Raw genomic sequence first — 16,702 nt, forward strand, 5'->3', positions numbered from 1 at the left:
ACGGCTAAATTTGGTCTTATCGCGCGCCTTCGTCCGACGCGGCCGGAGGCGTGTAATGGGCATCGCGCCCCTCGGGCTTGCGCTCGCGCTCGCCCGCCTTGTCGTCCTGCTGCGGATTGGCGCTGCGCGCATGACCGGCCTCGTCCGGGGCGCGGTCCTTCTTCTCGACGCGGCGGTCGCCCGGCTTCGCCGGGCCCTTATCGTGCTGGTCGGCAATGATCATGGTGTTCTCCTGTCCAAGGGTTCGTCAGGCTTCTCGGGCGTTGCCGCAGGCTGCGGGGCGGTCTTGTTCGGCTCCACGGCGGTGCTGCCCTCCACTTCGTCGCGCGGGCGCACGAGGCCCACATCGACGAGCAACTGAACGAGCCAGTTCCGCATGGCCCCCTCAGCGCCGCTTGCGGCTGCCGGCAAGGCCGCTCATCGCCCCCGCCCGGTCGTCGGCCGGGGCAGCGGACCCGCGCCGGCTCGGCGGCACTTCCAGCGTGCGGCGAATGGAGTCGATCTCGCTAACCGGCGCGTTGCCACCTTGGCCGGGGTCGCTGGCAACATTGGGTTCGGCCGCCGGCGACAGCGGCACGGGCGGGCGCTCCGCGCTCTCAATCCCGCCCTCGGCGGACGGCGCCGGGCGTCCGTCGGCCGCGCCTGTCGGCTCGGGCGGAGCTTCGGCCGCATCCACAGGCCGGAAGGCGCCGGACGCTCCCTCGCCCATGGCACGCCCTTCGGCCACCAGCATGTCGCGGGCGAGAAACCAGTAATGGTCGGATTGCCCGTCCGGGCGTCCATCGGCTTCCCACAGCCGATGGGCGCGGGCTCTTATGTCGTCGTCATTGAGGCTCATGGCGTTCTCCCTGTGTCACAAGGTCAACGCCCCGCCGCGACGCCTGTTCCGGCCGTATGAAAGCAGGTGGCGGGGTGAGACGCGGGCTTAGGTCAAGATCGGCGATAACCGGCAAATGGTCGGAGGCGTGCCGCGCCTGCGGGTCGGTGAAGCTGCGCGCCAGCATCCCCGGCCGGCTGCAATAGAGCCGGTCAAGCCGCAGCAGCGGCCAGCAGGCGGGAAAGCTGCGGAGGGTCGTGCTCTCAGGCAGCACCCGCGCCAGTGTGCGCCGCACCGGCCGGAAGGCGAACCAATCGTTGAAATCGCCCATCATCACCGTGGGGGCGCCACAGCCCTCGCGGGCGAGCCGGGCGAGCCGAGCCCCCTGCCGCCAGCGCTCGGTGAGCGCGAGCCCGAGATGCACCGCCACCACCCGCAGCAGCCCCTGCGGCGTGTCGATGCGGGTTTCGATCGCCATGCGCGGCTCGCGGCGGCGGACGGAGAGGTCGTGCACCACAGTGTCGTGCGTCGGCCAGCGTGAATAGAGCACATGGCCATAATGGCCGTCGGGCACGGCGATCGTCCGCGCTTCCGCAAGATGGCCGATGCCGAGACCTTCCAGTGGCGCGAGGCAGGCGATTCCGCGCCCGCGCGTATCGACCTCCTGCAAGGCAAAAATATCCGGCTGGTGGCGGCCGATCAGCGCCGCGATGCGGTCGAGATCGAAGCGCCGGTCCGGACCGACGCCGCCATGGATGTTCCAGGTCATCAGCCGCAGGCGCGCGGGCGGCGCCCCTTTCACGCCGGCCTCCGCAGCCGGGCGACGAGGAATTGCAGGCCGAGCGAGCAGGCGATCCAAAGCCCGACGAAGCCGATGAGCAGCGCCACCCGCCCCAGCGTCGGGTTGGAAATGACTTCGACGATCTGGTGGCCGAGCGCACTCAACACCACGAGGCCGGGCAGCAGGCCGAGCGCCGTGCCCAGCACGAAATCCACCAGCCGCAACCCCGCCGCGCCGGCGACGAGATTAATGAAGGTGAACGGCGCCGCCGGTACCATGCGCATCGTCGCCACCGTGAGGATGCCCTGCTTGGCGAGGCCGCGCCGGATGCGGTTGATGCGCGGCCCGATGAAGCGGCGGACGACGCCGGCGCCGAGTTGCCGGCCGATCAGGAAGGTCACCAGCGCGCTCGCCAGGGCGCCGAGGCCGGCGAGCAGCGCGCCGGTCCAGCCGCCATAGACGGCAACCGTGGCGACGATCAGCACTGAGACCGGGAACACCACCAGCCCGCCCAGCACATAGATGCCGACGACGATGGCGGCGCCCCAGGGCCGGTCGGCCATATTGTCGAGAGCGGAGATGATGCGGTCGGGCTCCGAGAAGGGGGAATTGGCCCAGGCGATCACCAGCGCCGCCAGCACCGCGAGGCCGGCCAAGGCGGCGGCGATGGGCCATTTACGCCGCGCGCCGCCTTCGGACGCGCGCTCGTCATAGAGCGGCTCCGGCGGGTCGGCGAGCGCGCTGATCTGTGGCAGAGCGAGATCGGCGGCGACGGGGGGCAGGTCCACAAGGCGCCTTCCGCACGCGCTCCGGTGCGAGGCGGCGACGAGCCCCTCGCGTGCGACGATTTCCTCCACCTGTTCCGGCGCGTGGCCGATATGCTCGCCGAGCAGCCGGGCGCGGATCGCCGCCACCCCTTGCCGCTCGCGGGCGTCGCGGGCCTCGATCACCAGGTCGCATTCGCTGTCGAAGCCCATGGACCGGTTGCAGACATTGGCCGAGCCGATGCGCAGCAGGCGATCGTCGACGATGAGGATCTTGGCGTGGACAAAGACCTCGACCGTCGCCTCGCCGACACTCACCTGGGGAAAAACCAGCCGCGCGCGTTCCGCCAGCCCTTCCTGCTCCAGCCGCGTCCGCAGCCGCTCACGCGGCACGCCCATCACCTGCTGCTCGATCCAGGAGCGGTAGATGTTCGGCGTGACCAGCAGCGCCTCGAGTTCGGGCTGCGCCTTCATCCGTGCCACCAGCCGCTCGGTAAAGCGCTCGCAGGTGATGAACTGGTTCTCGACGTAGATCGTGCGCTCGGCGCTGTCGATCATGTCGAACAGCAGGGTCTCCACCTCGCGCGCGCCCGGCGCGCCGTCATAGGACGGCAGGGTGCGGGCGATGCCGATGGCGACATCGGTGAAATCGGCCGGCATGACCTGCGGCCAGCGATCGCCGCGCGCCCGCGCCGGGTTCAGCCGCTCCGAGGCGGCGCGCTGCCAGCGGTCGCGGAACAGCGCGCCAAGCGCGGCGGCGGCTTCGCCGTCGACTGCCATCTGCACATCATGAAACGGCTCGTAGAGCGCGCCCTGCGGGTCGCGCCGTAGAGTGTCTCCCGGCGTATGGTCGGGCGTGTCCCAGCGATGGCCGGTGATATCCAGCCCGCCGGAGAAGGCGAGGGAATCGTCGATCACCACGATCTTCTGGTGGTGCGAGGCGCCAATCGGCAATTCGTCATCGAGGCACAGCTCGATCTGTTTCGGCGTCGCCCACAGGAAAGAGAAAATAGGAGCAAGCTCGCGCTCCAGCGCGAACATCACCGAATAGTCCCATAGCAGCAGGCGGATGCGCAGGCGCGGGTTACGTGCGACGAGAGCGGAAAGGAACGCCGACAACGTCTCCGGCAGCCCGTCCTCGGCGACCCCGCTTTCGCCGACCAGCTTCATCCGGCTGTCGAGGTCCCACCCGGCGATGTGGATGGTCTCGCGCGCCTCCAGCATGGCCGCCCGCAACGCGCCGAAATAGGCGGCGCCGTCGACCAGCACCCGGGCCCGCGCGGCCTGCTCGACGCGCCAGACATTACGCCCGACCTCCAGCACCGGGCCGGTCTCCTGGCGTCTGGGCGGCGTTGGCCCCTCCGGCACGGTCTGGGAGGCCATGGCGCTTTCCATCGCTTCGGGACTTTGGTCCTGGCGCATGTCTTGTCGCAGGTTCTGGCTAACGGACATCGGCTCGCATTCTCGGGGGCTAACGACCTGCGCTAACCGAGGAGGCGCCCCTGCGGTTCCCGGAAGAGAGGTAGGCCGAGGCAGGATCGGGCCGATGGAGAAGGCTCAGCCCATCATGACGGCGGCGAAGACGCCGGCACCGAGCGCCACCACCAGCAGCAGACCGACGACTGCAGTGACGAAGGACACGCCGGGCACGGTCGTGCCCTTGTCGTCATACGGCCGGCCGCGTTCATCCGTGCCGCCGCCAGCACTGGAAGGGCCTGCTGGCTGCGCGGCCATGGCCCGGCGCTCACGCCCGGCTGGCGCTCCGGCCGCCTCGTCATCGGTGCCGAGGGGTGCCGCCGCCGGATCGGCAAACGGCACCTTGTCGTGGGTCCGGCCCGCGTCGATATCGCCGCGCACGCGCTCGGTCTCCGCCATATTCGTCTCCTCCGCGCCGTGTACGGGTGGGCGTGCGAGATTCAACGCGCCGTATGGTCATCGGTTCATCCGCCGGAACCTCGGAGCGGCCCAGCGATTGTTGGCGAAGACACCACGCATGGGGGATGTTCAGTGGCGCCGCGCGGCCTGTGGAAAGGCTATCTCAAGCTCTCGCTGGTCACCTGCCCGGTGGTGCTGGCCCCTGCCACCAGTGCGGCCGAGCGCATCCGCTTCCACACGCTGAACCGGGCAACCGGCAATCGGGTGGAAGGGGTATATGTCGATGGCGAAACCGGCAAAACGGTGGAATCAGACGACCAGGCGCGAGGCTATGAGCGCGAGCCGGGCCGCTATGTCATTCTCGACGATGACGATCTCGACTCCGTGGCGCTGGAGAGCAACCGCACCATCGACATCGCGACCTTCGTGCCCGCCGATACGGTGGAGTGGATCTGGTACGATACCCCGCATTTCCTGATGCCGGACGATCCCGTCGGCGAGGAGGCATTCGCCGTTATCCGCGAGGCGATGGCCGCCACCGGCAAGGTAGGGCTGTCGCGCGTGGTGCTGCACCGGCGCGAACGACCCGTCATGCTGGAGCCGCGCGGGCGGGGCATCGTGCTATGGACATTGCATTATTCCGACGAGCTGCGCCGGCCGGAGGGCTATTTCGACGACATCGACGAGAAGGCCGACGGCGATCTCGTCACGCTGGTAGGCAAGCTGATCGACAAGCGCACGCAAAACTGGGACTCCGCGCTGGTGCATGACCCGCTGCAGGACAATCTCAAGCAGTTGATCGCGTCGAAGAAGAAAAAGCGCCCGGCGCGGCGCCGCCGCACCGAAGCGGACGAAGAAGACACGCCGACCAATGTCGTCAACATCATGGATGCGCTGAAAAAGAGCCTTGCCGCCGAGCGGGGCTCCGGCAGCAAGAGCGGGCGCTGAGCCTCAGCGCGGCGGTTCGTCGTCTTCCTCGAGCGGGCGTGCGCGGCGTGGGGGTGGCGGGCCGCGCGATTCCACCAGCCGCTCCAGCGGCAGCATGGTGACGAGAAGCCCTATCGTGGTCGCCAGCGCCAGAAACACCAGATGCCAGGAGGCAATGGCGCAGGCGACGCCGAGCGCCGCCGTCACCCACACAGCGGCGGCAGTGGTGAGGCCGTGGACTTCAAGCCGGGTGCGGTCGCGCAGCACGACGCCAGCGCCGAGAAAGCCGATTCCGGTCATCACGCCCTGAACGATGCCCTGCACCACGCGGCTGGTGGCGTCGGGATGGTCTTCCATCCCCTCCACCTGAAGGGCAGAGAGCGAGATGAGCGCCGCCCCAAGCCCCACCAGCCCGAGCGTGCGCATCCCGGTCGGCTTGCCGCGGAGATCGCGGTTGATACCGACGATCATCCCGCAGGCGGCGGCTGCCATCAGCCGCAGCAGGTTCTCGATCTCCTCCGGCGTCAGCCAGAGCGCCTGCGGCAGCCTTTCCATCAGGCTTTCCTCCCCTGGCCCTTGCCGGTGCGGGCGGTGGGAAGAGGTACGGCAGCGGCGCGGAAATCCGCCCAGGGGTCGGCAGCGAGATTGGCGAGCCGGGCCGGCGCCTCGGTGAGGGTGAACTGCGCGCCGCCGGTGAGTGCGTCGAGTTCGTCCCACGCCACCGGCATGGAAACGCCGGCGCCGGGCCGCGCGCGCGGGCAATAGGCCGCTACCGCCGTGGCGCCGCGCCCGTTGCGCAGGTAGTCTATGAAGATGCGCCCCTTGCGGCGGGCCTTGGTGGCCACGGCGATGTAATGGTCGGGATCGTCGGCGGCCATCGCGTCGGCCAGCGCCTTGGCGAAAGGCTTGGCGGTCTCCCAGGTAGCCTTCGGCTCCAGCGGAACCACCACATGTAGACCCTTGCCGCCGGAGGTCTTGACGAAGGCCGGCAGGCCCTGCGCCTCCAGCCGGGCGCGGATTTCGCGTGCACCAGCCACCACGCCGTCCCATCCCACGGCCTCGCCGGGGTCGAGGTCGAAAATGAGCTGGTCCGGCCGCTCGATGTCGATAAGCGGCGCGCCCCAGGGGTGGATTTCCAGCGCGCCGGACTGAACGAGGGCGATCAGCCCGTCGAGGTCGTCAATATGCAGAAGCTCCTCGCCATCCTTGTCCTTGGTGACCTTGATCGCCTTGTTCATGCCGCGCCAGGAGTGCTTCTGGAAGAAGGCCTGCCCCTCTATGCCGTCCGGGCAGCGCAGCAACGCCAGCGGCCGGGCGACGACGAAGGGGGCGATGAAGCGCCAGATCTCGGCGTAATAGTCGGCGAGGCCCTGCTTGGTGATGCCCTCCGCCGGCCAGTAGATGCGGTCGGGATGGGTCAGCTTCACCCGCGAACGCGGCGCGTCGCTTTTCGCAGCCATGGCCTCGCCCTCCACGGGGGTCTCACGGACGATCTCGCGCGCCGGCTTATCCTCGCGCAAGCCACGAAAAGCGGCGTGGCGCAGATGCTGGTCGCCGGTCCAGCCGCGAAACTCCACTTCAGCGACGAGTTCGGGTGCCACGAAGGTGACGCCGCGCCGTTCCTCCGCCGTCAGCGTCTTACCGAAGGGGCTGCGGTCGCGGGCAATCTTTGCCAGCCGGGCATGAAGATCGCGGGCCAGTTCGCGCGAGAAGCCGGTGCCGACCCGGCCGACGGACGTGAGGTTGCCCGCCTGATAGACGCCAAGCACCAGCGAGCCGATGGCATTTTTCTGCGCCGTGGAAGGCGTGAAGCCGCCAATGACGAACTCCTGGCGGAAGGCGCATTTCGACTTCACCCACTCCTTGCCGCGGCCGGGGCGATAGGGGGCGTCCGCCCGTTTTGACACCAGCCCTTCCAGGCTGAGCCGGCAAGCATGGCGCAGCATGGCATCGCCATCCTCCGCCAGATGCTCACTGTAGCGCAGACCATCCCCGGCCTTGGCCAGCAATTGTTCCAGCATCTCCTTGCGGCGCCGGAGCGGTGCGCCAGTGAGGTCACGTCCGTCGAGATGCAGGAGGTCGAAGGCGTAATAGATGAAACGGTCTGAGGACCCTTCCGCGAGGTCCTTCTGCAGCAGGCTGAAATTCGACACGCCGGCACTGTTCTCCACCACCAGTTCGCCGTCGATCAGCGCGTCCTCCACGGGCAACGTCTCCAGCGCCGCCACCAGAGCCGGCCCGAAACGCGGGGTCCAGTCGAGACCGGAGCGCGTGAGCAGCTTCACCCGGCCCTTGCCCTTGGCGCTGTTGTCGATCCGCGCCTGCAGCCGATAGCCGTCGAACTTGATCTCGTGGATCCAGCTCTTGCCCACGGGCGCCTTGGACACCAGCGTCGCCAGCTGCGGCTCGATGAAGGCGGGCAAAGGTTGCGAAGCGGGCGCCTTTTTCGCTGCAGGCGTCCGGGTTCGCGCCGCCCTGGCCTTGGTCGGCGCGGGCGCTGCGGGCGGGTCGGCGGCGACCGTCTCGCCCTTGGCGATGGCGTCCATGCTGCGGCCGGTCTTCACCGACTCCGGCCTTTCCTCAAGAATATCCGGCGCGCCTTCGGGCCGGGCGGCCGCGTCCTCAGCCTTGATGAGCAGCCAATTGTCCGCCTTCTCGCCCCGGCGCTTGCCCATTCGCACCAGATGCCAGCGGCCGCTGAGCTTCTCGCCGTGCAGCGCGAATTCGAGATGACCCTTGTTGTAGCCGCGCGCGGGATCGCCGATCGGCTCCCAGCTGCCGGTATCCCACAGCATGACGGTGCCGCCGCCATATTCGCCCTTGGGGATCGTGCCCTCGAAGCTGCCATAGTCGAGCGGATGGTCTTCCACATGCACGGCGAGGCGCTTCTCGCCCGGCACCAGGCTCGGCCCCTTGGTAACGGCCCAGCTCTTGAGCACGCCGTCCAATTCCAGCCGAAGGTCGTAATGCAGGCGCCGGGCGGCATGTTTCTGGATGAGATAGGCATGGCCGGCAGCGGCGCTTTCGCTGCCCTGCGGCTCCTGCGTGCGGGTGAAGTCGCGCTTGCGGCGGTAGACTTCCAGCGCCATGGCGCTCACCCGGCCTTGCGGGTGGGGGTGCGGGTGCTCTTGCGGGCGGCGGACTTCTTCGGCGCCGCCTTTTCTCCGGCCTTTCCGGTGCCACTCTTCTTGCCCGCCGGGGCTTTCTCACCCGAAAGCCCCGCGCTCTCGCGCAGCGCGTCGAGCAGGCTCACCACCTTGGCCGCCGGCTTCTTCGGCGGGGCGATCTTGCGGCCTTCCATCTTGGCCTTGACCAATTCGGCAAGCGCGTCGTCATAGCGGTCGTCGAAGGTCTCGGGCTGGAAGCGGCCGGATTTGGTGTCGATGATGTGGCGGGCGAGATCGAGCATTTCCGGCTCCATCTTGATCTCGGCGATGTCCTCGAACGCCTCCTCCGCCGAACGCACCTCGTAGTCATAATGCAGCGTGGTGGCGATGATGCCCTCGTCATAGGCGCGGATCAGCAGGCTGCGCGGGCGGCGGAACAGCACAGCGCTGGCGACCGCCGCGACTTTCTTCTTCCGCAGCCCCTCGCGAATGACCGCGAAGCTTGCTTCGGAGGCATCATCGACCGGGCGCAGATAATAGGGGCGGTCCAAATAGAGGTCGTCGACCTCATGGCAGGGCAGGAAGCTCTCAATGGTCAGCGCCTTGTCGCCCTTCGGCGTCACTTCGGCGATCTCATCCGGTTCCAGCACGACGAAATGGCCGGAATCCACCTCATAACCCTTTACCTGCTCGTCGCGCTCGACCACCTCGCCGGTGTCCGAATCGACGAAGCGGCGGGAGAGGCGGTTGCCGGTCTTGCGGTTGACCATATGCAGGCTCACCCGGTCGCTGGCGCTCACCGCCGTGTAGAGCCCGACGCCGCAGACCAGCTCGCCAAGCCGGAGATAACCTTTCCATGTCGCGCGCGCGGCCATGCCTGCCTCTCTGCCCAAAGGGGTGCGGTGCCTGGCGACTAACGCCGCGTGCGCCTGCGCGTTCCCCGGGCCGCGCACAGCAAAGCGGGCGCCGCAGCGCCCGCCTGTCGAACCTCATTCGGGGTAAGGTCACGCCACCTTGCGTTCGTGCCGGCCCTCGCCGATCTCCTCGATGATCTTGGCGACGAAGGCCTTCAGATCGGCCGGAGAGCGACTGGTGATGATGCCCTTGTCCACCGCCACCTCGCGGTCGACCCAGTTGCCGCCGGCATTCTTCACATCGGTGCGGATCGAGGCATAGGAGGTCACGGTGCGCCCGCGCACGGCGTCGGCTTCCACCAGCAGCCACGGGCCGTGGCAGATGGCGGCCACCACCTTGCCGCTGTCGAGGAAGGCGCGAACGATGGACATCGCTTCCTTGTTGACGCGCAGGAGGTCCGGGTTGATCTGGCCGCCGGGAATGACCAGCGCGTCATAGTCCTGCGGCTTCACCGAACCAAGCGCAGTGTCGGCATCGACGCTTTCGCCCCAATCCTCGCCCTTCCAGCCGCGAATGGCCTTGCCGTCCGGGCTTGCCACCTCGACTCGGGCGCCGGCGGCGCGCAATTCGTCGCGCGGTACCATCAGTTCCGACTGTTCGAAACCGTTGGCGGAAATGATGAGGATGCGCGCTTCGGCGATTTTCGCCATGGGAATATCTCCTTGCAGTGTCGTCGCCCCCAGGCCCGTCAGGGAGCGAACGTCCGCGTCCCCGCGAGGTTCCCGAGCGCTCCCACGAGACCCATTCAGCCCGCAGGCTCCTCGCCCGCCTCCCAGCGCAGGTCCAGCATCTCCATGAGGCGACGGGCATCCTCGGGCGCGTGCCGCTTGTCGGTATTGTCGAAGAACACGAAAACCTCGCGGCGGCGGCGGTCCAGCGTCGGCGCACCGGCGAAATCGCCGTCCGGCATCTCCTTGCCCTCGGCCCAGGCGCCGATGCGCTGCGCCCACAGCGCGAGTTCGTCGTCGGGATAGCGCGAGCGGTAGAGCTCGGTCGATCCGTGCAGGCGGCAATAGGCAAAGTCGGCGGTGAGATCCATCAGCCGAGGCCACTTCACCGTGTCGGCGCAGACCAGAGCGACACCATGTTCGCGCAGCAGATCGACAAAGGCAGATGTGCGAAAGCTCTCATGGCGGATTTCCACCGCATGGCGCAGCGGGCGGCTGAAGTCGATATCGACGGCGGCGCGGCCGTCGACCCGCGCGTCATGCTGGCCGGCAAGCCGGGCAGCGGCTTCGGTGTCCTTCGGCAGGAGGGCGAGGAATTCCCCGATCAGGGCGGGATCGAAGCGCAGCGTCGGTGGCAATTGCCAGAGCAGCGGCCCCATCTTCACGCCAAGATTGAGCAGGCCGGAAGCGAGAAAGTTCGCGAGCGGTAGGCGCACATCGCGCAGGCGCTTGGTGTGGGTGATGAAGCGCGAACCCTTCACCGCGAAGACGAAAGCGTCCGGCGTCGACTGTGCCCACCGCTCAAACACCTCCGGACGCTGGAGGCCATAGAAGGTGCCGTTGATCTCCAGTGTGGGGAACTGGCGGGCCGCGTAGGAAAGCTCGCGCGCCTGCGTCAGGCCCTTGGGGTAGAAATGGCCACGCCAGGGGGCATAGGTCCAGCCTGAGACGCCGATGCGGATCGCCGCGCGACGGCGGGACTGCCCGGTGCTGGGCTCTTCGGGCGCGCCTGTCTCGGACATGAGCCTCCGCTCTGAAGGGTTTGTTTCGTCTCCTGCCAAACCCCTGGTCCCGCCCCCGGTTCCGCCGCTCGGCTCGGAACCAACCCGCGCCGCCTTCGTTGGCCCTCGAACCACCCATCACCGATCACAGCGACAGGAGCCGTCCATGCTCGACCACCCGCGCCCGCCGTTTAGGGAACAGCAGCAGCCCATGCCCGGGCGGACCGAGGCCATGTCGCCGCGTCCCGACCATGGCGAAGAGAGCTATAAGGGCTCCGGCCGGCTGGAGGGGATGAAGGCGCTTATCACCGGCGCCGATAGCGGCATCGGCCGCGCCGTCGCTCTCGCCTATGCCCGCGAAGGCGCCGATGTGCTGATCTCCTATCTGGACGAGCACGAGGACGCCGAGGCCACGGCCGCGCTGGTGCGCGAGGCGGGCCGGCAGGCGGTGCTGGTACCGGGCGACATCCAGCATGCCCAGCATTGCCGCGCGCTGGTGGACAAGGCGGTCGAGGCTTTCGGCCGCGTCGACATCCTCGTCAACAACGCCGCGCATCAGGCAACCTTTGACGACATCACCGACATTCCCGACGAGGAATGGGACCTGACCTTCAAGGTCAACATCCACGCAATGTTCTATCTCACCAAGGCGGCGGTGCCGCACATGAAGCCCGGCAGCGCCATCATCAACACCGCGTCGATCAATTCCGACAAGCCGAACCCCAGCCTGTTGGCCTATGCCACCACCAAGGGCGCAATCCAGAACTTCACCGCCGGGCTCGCGCAGATGCTGGCGGAGAAGGGCATCCGCGCCAATGCGGTGGCACCCGGGCCGATCTGGACCCCGCTTATCCCCGCCACCATGCCGGCGGAGAAAGTGGCGCAGTTCGGCGAGCAGGTGCCGATGAAGCGCCCGGGCCAGCCGGCGGAACTCGCCACCGCCTATGTGATGCTGGCCGATCCGCTGTCCAGCTACGTCTCCGGCGCCACCATCGCGGTGACCGGCGGCGCGCCGATGATCTGACACACATTCGAGGAGGACAGCGCGATGCACACGCAAGGTTCCACCGGCTCCGCCACCTATGTGTTGCGCGGCAGCGAGGGCGCGTGGCGGGTCGAGACCGACGGCGAGGCGGGAATGGCCTATGCCAGCAAGGAAGCCGCCTTCGAGGCGGCGGTTGCCGCCGCTACCAACGCCATTCGCGACGGTTATGACGTGACGATCACGGTGCCGGGTGCGGAGGGCAGCATGCTTGGCGTCGAGGACACGGGACGCCCGTCGCTGGCCTAAGACTGACGAGCGGCGCGCCCGCGGACCCGCCGGCGCGCCTCACCTTAATTGAAAGGGTTTGCCATGGAGATCATGTTCGGAATCGGCGTCCTGTTGCTGCTGGGCGTCCTCGCCTACGCAATGAACCAGTCGAAGCGCCGCCGGCAGGCGAAGGATATCGAACTTCCCGAAGAGAAGGTCGACCGCAAGAGCCCGCTCTAGCCGGGCGTCACAAATGCCCTGCGGGGTCGCGCGTCAGCGCGAGCAGGGCATCGAGCGCGTGGAAATCGCCGAGCCCCGCCGCTTTCTCGCGCGGGGTAAGCGCGGCGAGCGCGGCTTCGAGGCTTTCCGCATCCGCGATCTTTGCCACGGCGATAAGCCGTTCCGGCGTGTAGTCGCCACGCCGCCTCTCGCCATCAGTGAGTTGGGCGCGGTGGAAAGCCAGCAGCTCCGGCGCGGTCGCGAGACGGGCAACGGCCTCCGTGGGAGCGGCGAGCCTGGCAGCCTGCCGCAACTCCCGCGCCCGCCGCAGCACAGGCGGCGGCTCGCGCTCTTCAGGCGTGCAGAACAAAGCCGCCAGAGACGCACGGGTGCTTCCGGTCCACAGCACCAGCGGAATGGCGAGAGCGAGGCCGAGCACGACGGGGGCCATCCAGAGAAACAGCGGCAGCGAGATGCTGAGCGCGGCAGCGCCAAGCAACCATCCCGCCAGCGTATGCGGCAGGAAGAACCGCACCACCGAGGCGGTGTCGATGTGGTCATCATCGCGGCGCTGCGGCTGCCAGCCGCCGTCGCGCCCGGCCAATATGCCGACAACGGCCATGGACTGGGTGAACATCGTCACGGGTGCGAGCAGGCCAGAGATGAGTGTTTCCGCCAGCAGTCCCGCCAGCGTGAGTGTCCCGCCGCCGAAGGCGCGACGATGGAAACGGGAGGCCAGCAGGGCGCCATAGGCGAACAGCTTCGGCAGCAACAGCACCGCCATGGTGCCGATGAACACCTGCACGGCCCGCACCGGATCCTGCGCCGGCCACGCCGGAAACAGCGAGAAGCCTGATGGGAAATAGTCCGGCGGCACGAAACGCGCCTGCAGGGCTGTGGCGAGCCCGGCCAGCAGCATCACCAGCCAGAGCGGGGCGGTGAGGTAGGAGCCGATGCCGGTAAGAAGGTGCAGCCGGCTCACCGGGTGCAGCCCGCGCGCCGGCAGCACGGCGATGTGCTGGAGATTGCCCTGGCACCAGCGCCGGTCGCGCACCGCGAGATCGGTCAACGTCGGCGGCCCCTCCTCATAGGAGCCTTGCAGCCAGGGCACCATTTGCATGCCCCAGCCGCGCCGGCGCATCAGCGCCGCCTCGATGAAATCATGGCTGAGGATATGGCCGCCGAAAGGCTTTGGACCCTTGAGTTCCGGCAGCCCCGCGCCTTCGGCAAAGGCGCGCGTGCGGATCATGGCGTTATGGCCCCAGTAATTGCTCTCCGGCCCACTCCAGCTGGCGAGCCCCTGGGCGATGAGGGGGCCATAGAGCCTCCCCGCGAATTGCTGCAGGCGGGCGAAGAGGGTTCGTCCGCCGACAATGACCGGAAGTGTCTGGATGAGGCCTGCGGTGGGATTGGCCTCCATGGCCGCAGCCAGGCGCACAATGCAGTCGCCGGTCATCACGCTGTCGGCGTCGAGAATGAGGAAGCTCTCATAAGCACCGCCGAAGCGGGTCACCCATTCCGCGATATTGCCGGCCTTGCGCCCGGTGTTGCGGGGACGGCGGCGGTAGAACAGGCCGCCGGCGCGGCCCCACCGGGCACGCAATGGTAGAAAGCCCGCCTCCTCGGCCACCCACACATCGGGATCGGTGGTGTCGCTGAGAATGAACACATCGAACTGCGCCCCTGCCCCGGTGGCGTCGAGCGATTCACAGGTCGCTTCCAACCCGGCCAGCACACGGCCCGGGTCTTCGTTGTAAACGGGCAGCAGCAGCGCATGGCGCGCGCTCAGGGCCGGCCGTGGCCCCGCCGTGGCGATACCGAGCGTTCCATCGGGGCCGCGCAGCAGGCCGTATAGGCCAAGCACCGCATTGGTGAAGGCAAAGCCGATCCAGGCAAACAGCAGCACAAACAGGCAGAGCACGAGATATTCGAGCAGGGTGACGCCGCCGACATCCAGCACACGATACATTTCGTTCGCCGCAAGTACGGTCAACGCCGCTGTGCCGCTGATGACGAAGGCGCGGCGGAACAGAAGCGACGCCGGGCGCGGCCCGGGTGCCGACGCACCCGGCACCCGCCCGAGCGGTTGCACGGGCATGGCCAGCGGCGATTCCGGCGGCAAGGCGGGGGAGTGATCAGCGCCTGCCGCGCCCTCCATCGCGCGCGGGGCGGGCCGGCTCACGCCGTCCACCGATAGACCCAGGTTTCGGCGAGGCGTTCCTCGCCGCGCAGCAGATCAGCGCGCAGTTCGGCCAATGTGGCGCCGCGCGGTTCCAGCACGAAGGAGATGCGCCAGCCGCCGGTTTCGGGATTTTGTTGCAGCACCACATCGCGAACCTCGCCGCTGCCAGCGGTGACCCGTGCCGCGAGGTTCTCCTTCGGCAGGTCCTTCACCTGGTCGCCCACCACGTCGAGCACAAACAGCCGCCGGTCGCCATTGCCGCCGACCCGGGTGGCGACGAACCGGCCGACATCGGAGCGATCCGGGCCGGACCAGCCCCAGTGCACGCGATAGGTGGTGCTGTATTCCCGCCCCTTGCGCAGCGGCTCGCGCGGGCGCCAGAAGGCGACGATGTTGTCGTGCACCTCTTCAGGTGTGGGTATCTCGATCAGCATCACCGAACCGTCGCCCCAATCGCCGATCGGCTCGACCCAGACGCTCGGCCGGCGTTCGTAGCGGGCTTCAAGGTCCTGATAGTCGAAGAAAGACCGCTGGCGCTGCATGAGGCCGAAGCCCCGGAGATCGGACACGGCGAAGGAGGAAATCTGCAGCCGCTGCGGATTGGAAAGCGGCCGCCAGAGCCGCTCGCCACTGCCGGTGACGATGGCGAGGCCGTTGGCGTCGCACACCATGGGACGGAAATCGTCGACGCCCGCCCGGTCGTTCGGACCGAACATGAACATGCTGGTGAGCGCGCCGATGCCGACCTGATCAATGTCGACGCGCGGGTAGACCGTCATCTCCACCGACATCAGAGTCGTCTCGCCGGGACGGATGGTAAAACGGTGGGCGGCGGTCGCGCTCGGGCTGTCGAGCATGGCGTGGACGACGAGAGAGTCGACGCCGGCGCGCGGCCTCTCCAGCCAGAAGGCACGGAAGGCGGGGAACTCCTCCCCCCCGGCGTCGCCGGTCTTCACCGCCAGCCCGCGGGCCGAGGACCCGTAAATCTGCCCCTTTCCGACCGCGCGGAAATAGCTGGCGCCCTGGAAGGCGGCGATTTCGTCGAAATAGTCCGGCCGGTTGATCGGGCCATGCAGGCGGAAGCCGGAGAAGCCGAGGTCCGTCCTGTCCGGCGGCTGCGCAACCCCATGCTCGAAGCGAAACATGCCGGGATCATAGGCGATGCGATGCGCCTTGCCGTCGGCCACCTGGTACACATCCACGCGGTCGCGGAACAGAAAGCCCCGATGAAAGAGCTGGGCCTGAAAGCCCGTGCTCTCCGTGCGCCACAGCGATCGCTCCACGTTGAAGCGGATGTTGCGGTAATCGTCATAGCTGAGCGCGTCGAGCGCCCGCGGCAGCCGGCCATCGGCGGGCTGATAGGGCTTCGTCGCCAGGTCGCGCGCCAGCTGCCGGACGGTCTGCGCATCGAAGGGCGCGCCGTCATCCTCTTCTTCCGAGAATGCCTCGCTGATCCCAAGGCGGCTGAGCGGCACCGGCGCCAGCGCCAGGAGCCCCATTCCCAGCAACAGGTGACGTCGATGCATGCCTGACCTCGCGCGTTATAGGGCGGCACGCCCTTCCCGCGGGGACAAGTGCCAACGGCGCCAAGGGTTCCCGGATTTGTGCGGTGCGGCAGATTTACGCGGCCTGCCGCCGGGGTCGTCCTAAGCGACCTCAACAAGCCCGCCGGTGGGGCCGCCGCAGCGAACACGCCTCAGGAGCGTGCGGGATGATCCTCGATCTTCACCTCGGGGCGGTCGCCGCCCTGCGCCACCTCCTCATGCCAGCGCCCGCTGCGGTCCTGATAGGCGATGGGCCGGGTTTCGCCGGAAATCGACTGGCGCGCCGCCGCCTCGCGGGCGGCGGCGAGGGCCGAGTCATGGGTGGGATGGGTTTCAGAGAAGACGTCGCCGAGCTTGTAGGCCCAGCCCCCGTCATGCTCGACGATCTCGTAGCGAATATGGCTCATGGATGATCCTCCCGCGAACTAACCGAGCAGCCGGGCACGCGGTTCCGGCATTCCAGACCTACATTCCTCGAATGGCCCCGCCAATCGTTCCACTTCAAACGATGATGTGGCCCGCTGCGATCATGACACCAGAACGTGTCACCAGGAATCACACTGCCGCGATCCTGGTGCCCTTGTCCGCTGGACACCCCATTTCTGCAACTCGTTCGCAGTTGCAAATCCCAATGCGCGCCCTAATATGAT

At 67.9% G+C, this 16,702-nt stretch carries 18 protein-coding genes; 4 read left to right on the forward strand and 14 right to left on the reverse strand.

Features of this window, described 5'->3' with window-relative positions:
• Nucleotides 1-16: 16 nt before the first annotated feature.
• The 6 genes from K9D25_RS00765 to K9D25_RS00790 all read right to left on the reverse strand — a co-directional run bounded on the left by K9D25_RS00765 (nt 17) and on the right by K9D25_RS00790 (nt 4,237).
• Entirely contained in the window at nt 17-223 is a 207-nt protein-coding gene (locus K9D25_RS00765) for a hypothetical protein (RefSeq protein WP_244378297.1), read from the reverse strand.
• Nucleotides 220-378: a hypothetical protein gene (locus K9D25_RS00770; RefSeq protein ID WP_244378299.1), complete on the reverse strand. Its 159-nt coding sequence runs from the start codon at nt 376-378 to the stop codon at nt 220-222. The genes K9D25_RS00765 and K9D25_RS00770 overlap by 4 nt, the downstream gene beginning before the upstream one ends.
• 7 nt (nt 379-385) lie before the next feature.
• Nucleotides 386-838 carry a DUF2934 domain-containing protein gene (locus tag K9D25_RS00775; RefSeq protein ID WP_244378301.1) on the reverse strand — a complete coding sequence of 151 codons (453 nt, stop codon included), beginning with the start codon at nt 836-838 and terminating at the stop codon, nt 386-388.
• Nucleotides 825-1,619 carry an endonuclease/exonuclease/phosphatase family protein gene (locus K9D25_RS00780; RefSeq protein ID WP_244378303.1) on the reverse strand — a complete coding sequence of 265 codons (795 nt, stop codon included), beginning with the start codon at nt 1,617-1,619 and terminating at the stop codon, nt 825-827. Before K9D25_RS00780 ends, K9D25_RS00775 begins: the two co-directional genes overlap by 14 nt.
• Nucleotides 1,616-3,745: a VTT domain-containing protein gene (locus K9D25_RS00785; protein WP_244378305.1), complete on the reverse strand. Its 2,130-nt coding sequence runs from the start codon at nt 3,743-3,745 to the stop codon at nt 1,616-1,618. Before K9D25_RS00785 ends, K9D25_RS00780 begins: the two co-directional genes overlap by 4 nt.
• A gap of 174 nt (nt 3,746-3,919) precedes the next feature.
• A complete protein-coding gene (locus K9D25_RS00790; RefSeq protein WP_244378307.1) occupies nt 3,920-4,237 on the reverse strand; it encodes a hypothetical protein in 318 nt (105 codons plus the stop codon).
• 132 nt (nt 4,238-4,369) lie between these two features.
• Between K9D25_RS00790 and K9D25_RS00795 the strand changes: the two genes are divergently transcribed.
• Entirely contained in the window at nt 4,370-5,185 is an 816-nt protein-coding gene (locus K9D25_RS00795; RefSeq protein WP_244378308.1) for a Ku protein, read from the forward strand.
• A 3-nt stretch (nt 5,186-5,188) separates the two neighbouring features.
• On the opposite strand, the gene K9D25_RS00800 is transcribed toward K9D25_RS00795, so the two are convergent.
• The 5 genes from K9D25_RS00800 to K9D25_RS00820 all read right to left on the reverse strand — a co-directional run bounded on the left by K9D25_RS00800 (nt 5,189) and on the right by K9D25_RS00820 (nt 10,876).
• Entirely contained in the window at nt 5,189-5,719 is a 531-nt protein-coding gene (locus tag K9D25_RS00800; RefSeq protein WP_244378309.1) for an MgtC/SapB family protein, read from the reverse strand.
• Nucleotides 5,719-8,253 (reverse strand): DNA ligase D, encoded by a 2,535-nt coding sequence (gene ligD / locus K9D25_RS00805; RefSeq protein WP_244378311.1) that lies wholly within the window; start codon nt 8,251-8,253, stop codon nt 5,719-5,721. Before ligD ends, K9D25_RS00800 begins: the two co-directional genes overlap by 1 nt.
• A 5-nt stretch (nt 8,254-8,258) precedes the next feature.
• Nucleotides 8,259-9,146 carry a Ku protein gene (locus K9D25_RS00810; RefSeq protein WP_244378313.1) on the reverse strand — a complete coding sequence of 296 codons (888 nt, stop codon included), beginning with the start codon at nt 9,144-9,146 and terminating at the stop codon, nt 8,259-8,261.
• Between the two features lie 129 nt (nt 9,147-9,275).
• Nucleotides 9,276-9,836, reverse strand: coding sequence for a type 1 glutamine amidotransferase domain-containing protein (locus tag K9D25_RS00815; RefSeq protein ID WP_244378314.1), 561 nt, complete (start codon nt 9,834-9,836; stop codon nt 9,276-9,278).
• 95 nt (nt 9,837-9,931) lie between these two features.
• Nucleotides 9,932-10,876 (reverse strand): DUF72 domain-containing protein, encoded by a 945-nt coding sequence (locus K9D25_RS00820; RefSeq protein ID WP_244378315.1) that lies wholly within the window; start codon nt 10,874-10,876, stop codon nt 9,932-9,934.
• Between the two features lie 145 nt (nt 10,877-11,021).
• Here K9D25_RS00820 and K9D25_RS00825 point away from each other — a divergent pair, with 145 nt between their 5' ends.
• The 3 genes from K9D25_RS00825 (at nt 11,022) to K9D25_RS00835 (ending at nt 12,347) form a co-directional block, all read left to right on the forward strand.
• A complete protein-coding gene (locus K9D25_RS00825; protein WP_244378316.1) occupies nt 11,022-11,879 on the forward strand; it encodes a glucose 1-dehydrogenase in 858 nt (285 codons plus the stop codon).
• A 24-nt stretch (nt 11,880-11,903) separates the two neighbouring features.
• Nucleotides 11,904-12,146, forward strand: coding sequence for a hypothetical protein (locus K9D25_RS00830; protein ID WP_244378317.1), 243 nt, complete (start codon nt 11,904-11,906; stop codon nt 12,144-12,146).
• Nucleotides 12,147-12,209: 63 nt separating this feature from the next.
• A complete protein-coding gene (locus K9D25_RS00835) occupies nt 12,210-12,347 on the forward strand; it encodes a hypothetical protein (RefSeq protein ID WP_244378319.1) in 138 nt (45 codons plus the stop codon).
• A gap of 7 nt (nt 12,348-12,354) precedes the next feature.
• Here the strand turns inward: K9D25_RS00835 and mdoH are convergent, their stop codons facing one another.
• The 3 genes from mdoH to K9D25_RS00850 all read right to left on the reverse strand — a co-directional run bounded on the left by mdoH (nt 12,355) and on the right by K9D25_RS00850 (nt 16,459).
• Complete coding sequence (gene mdoH / locus K9D25_RS00840; RefSeq protein ID WP_432207930.1) at nt 12,355-14,484, reverse strand: glucans biosynthesis glucosyltransferase MdoH; 2,130 nt, start codon at nt 14,482-14,484, stop codon at nt 12,355-12,357.
• 20 nt (nt 14,485-14,504) lie between these two features.
• Nucleotides 14,505-16,034, reverse strand: coding sequence for a glucan biosynthesis protein (locus tag K9D25_RS00845; RefSeq protein WP_244378322.1), 1,530 nt, complete (start codon nt 16,032-16,034; stop codon nt 14,505-14,507).
• A gap of 170 nt (nt 16,035-16,204) precedes the next feature.
• Nucleotides 16,205-16,459 (reverse strand): DUF2188 domain-containing protein, encoded by a 255-nt coding sequence (locus K9D25_RS00850; RefSeq protein WP_244378323.1) that lies wholly within the window; start codon nt 16,457-16,459, stop codon nt 16,205-16,207.
• Nucleotides 16,460-16,702: the final 243 nt, after the last annotated feature.

Source organism: Ancylobacter polymorphus (assembly GCF_022836935.1).
GTDB classification, from domain to species: domain Bacteria; phylum Pseudomonadota; class Alphaproteobacteria; order Rhizobiales; family Xanthobacteraceae; genus Ancylobacter; species Ancylobacter polymorphus_A.

What these genes read in the sequence shown, in the direction of transcription:
- K9D25_RS00820 (WP_244378315.1), bottom strand. Translation starts at nt 10,876, where the DNA reads ATGTCCGAGACAGGCGCGCCCGAAGAGCCCAGCACCGGGCAGTCCCGC.
- ligD (WP_244378311.1), bottom strand. Translation starts at nt 8,253, where the DNA reads ATGGCGCTGGAAGTCTACCGCCGCAAGCGCGACTTCACCCGCACGCAG.
- K9D25_RS00775 (WP_244378301.1), bottom strand. Translation starts at nt 838, where the DNA reads ATGAGCCTCAATGACGACGACATAAGAGCCCGCGCCCATCGGCTGTGG.
- mdoH (WP_432207930.1), bottom strand. Translation starts at nt 14,484, where the DNA reads ATGGAGGGCGCGGCAGGCGCTGATCACTCCCCCGCCTTGCCGCCGGAA.
- K9D25_RS00830 (WP_244378317.1), top strand. Translation starts at nt 11,904, where the DNA reads ATGCACACGCAAGGTTCCACCGGCTCCGCCACCTATGTGTTGCGCGGC.
- K9D25_RS00815 (WP_244378314.1), bottom strand. Translation starts at nt 9,836, where the DNA reads ATGGCGAAAATCGCCGAAGCGCGCATCCTCATCATTTCCGCCAACGGT.
- K9D25_RS00785 (WP_244378305.1), bottom strand. Translation starts at nt 3,745, where the DNA reads ATGGCCTCCCAGACCGTGCCGGAGGGGCCAACGCCGCCCAGACGCCAG.
- K9D25_RS00800 (WP_244378309.1), bottom strand. Translation starts at nt 5,719, where the DNA reads ATGGAAAGGCTGCCGCAGGCGCTCTGGCTGACGCCGGAGGAGATCGAG.
- K9D25_RS00810 (WP_244378313.1), bottom strand. Translation starts at nt 9,146, where the DNA reads ATGGCCGCGCGCGCGACATGGAAAGGTTATCTCCGGCTTGGCGAGCTG.
- K9D25_RS00765 (WP_244378297.1), bottom strand. Translation starts at nt 223, where the DNA reads ATGATCATTGCCGACCAGCACGATAAGGGCCCGGCGAAGCCGGGCGAC.
- K9D25_RS00825 (WP_244378316.1), top strand. Translation starts at nt 11,022, where the DNA reads ATGCTCGACCACCCGCGCCCGCCGTTTAGGGAACAGCAGCAGCCCATG.
- K9D25_RS00770 (WP_244378299.1), bottom strand. Translation starts at nt 378, where the DNA reads ATGCGGAACTGGCTCGTTCAGTTGCTCGTCGATGTGGGCCTCGTGCGC.
- K9D25_RS00835 (WP_244378319.1), top strand. Translation starts at nt 12,210, where the DNA reads ATGGAGATCATGTTCGGAATCGGCGTCCTGTTGCTGCTGGGCGTCCTC.
- K9D25_RS00790 (WP_244378307.1), bottom strand. Translation starts at nt 4,237, where the DNA reads ATGGCGGAGACCGAGCGCGTGCGCGGCGATATCGACGCGGGCCGGACC.
- K9D25_RS00845 (WP_244378322.1), bottom strand. Translation starts at nt 16,034, where the DNA reads ATGCATCGACGTCACCTGTTGCTGGGAATGGGGCTCCTGGCGCTGGCG.
- K9D25_RS00850 (WP_244378323.1), bottom strand. Translation starts at nt 16,459, where the DNA reads ATGAGCCATATTCGCTACGAGATCGTCGAGCATGACGGGGGCTGGGCC.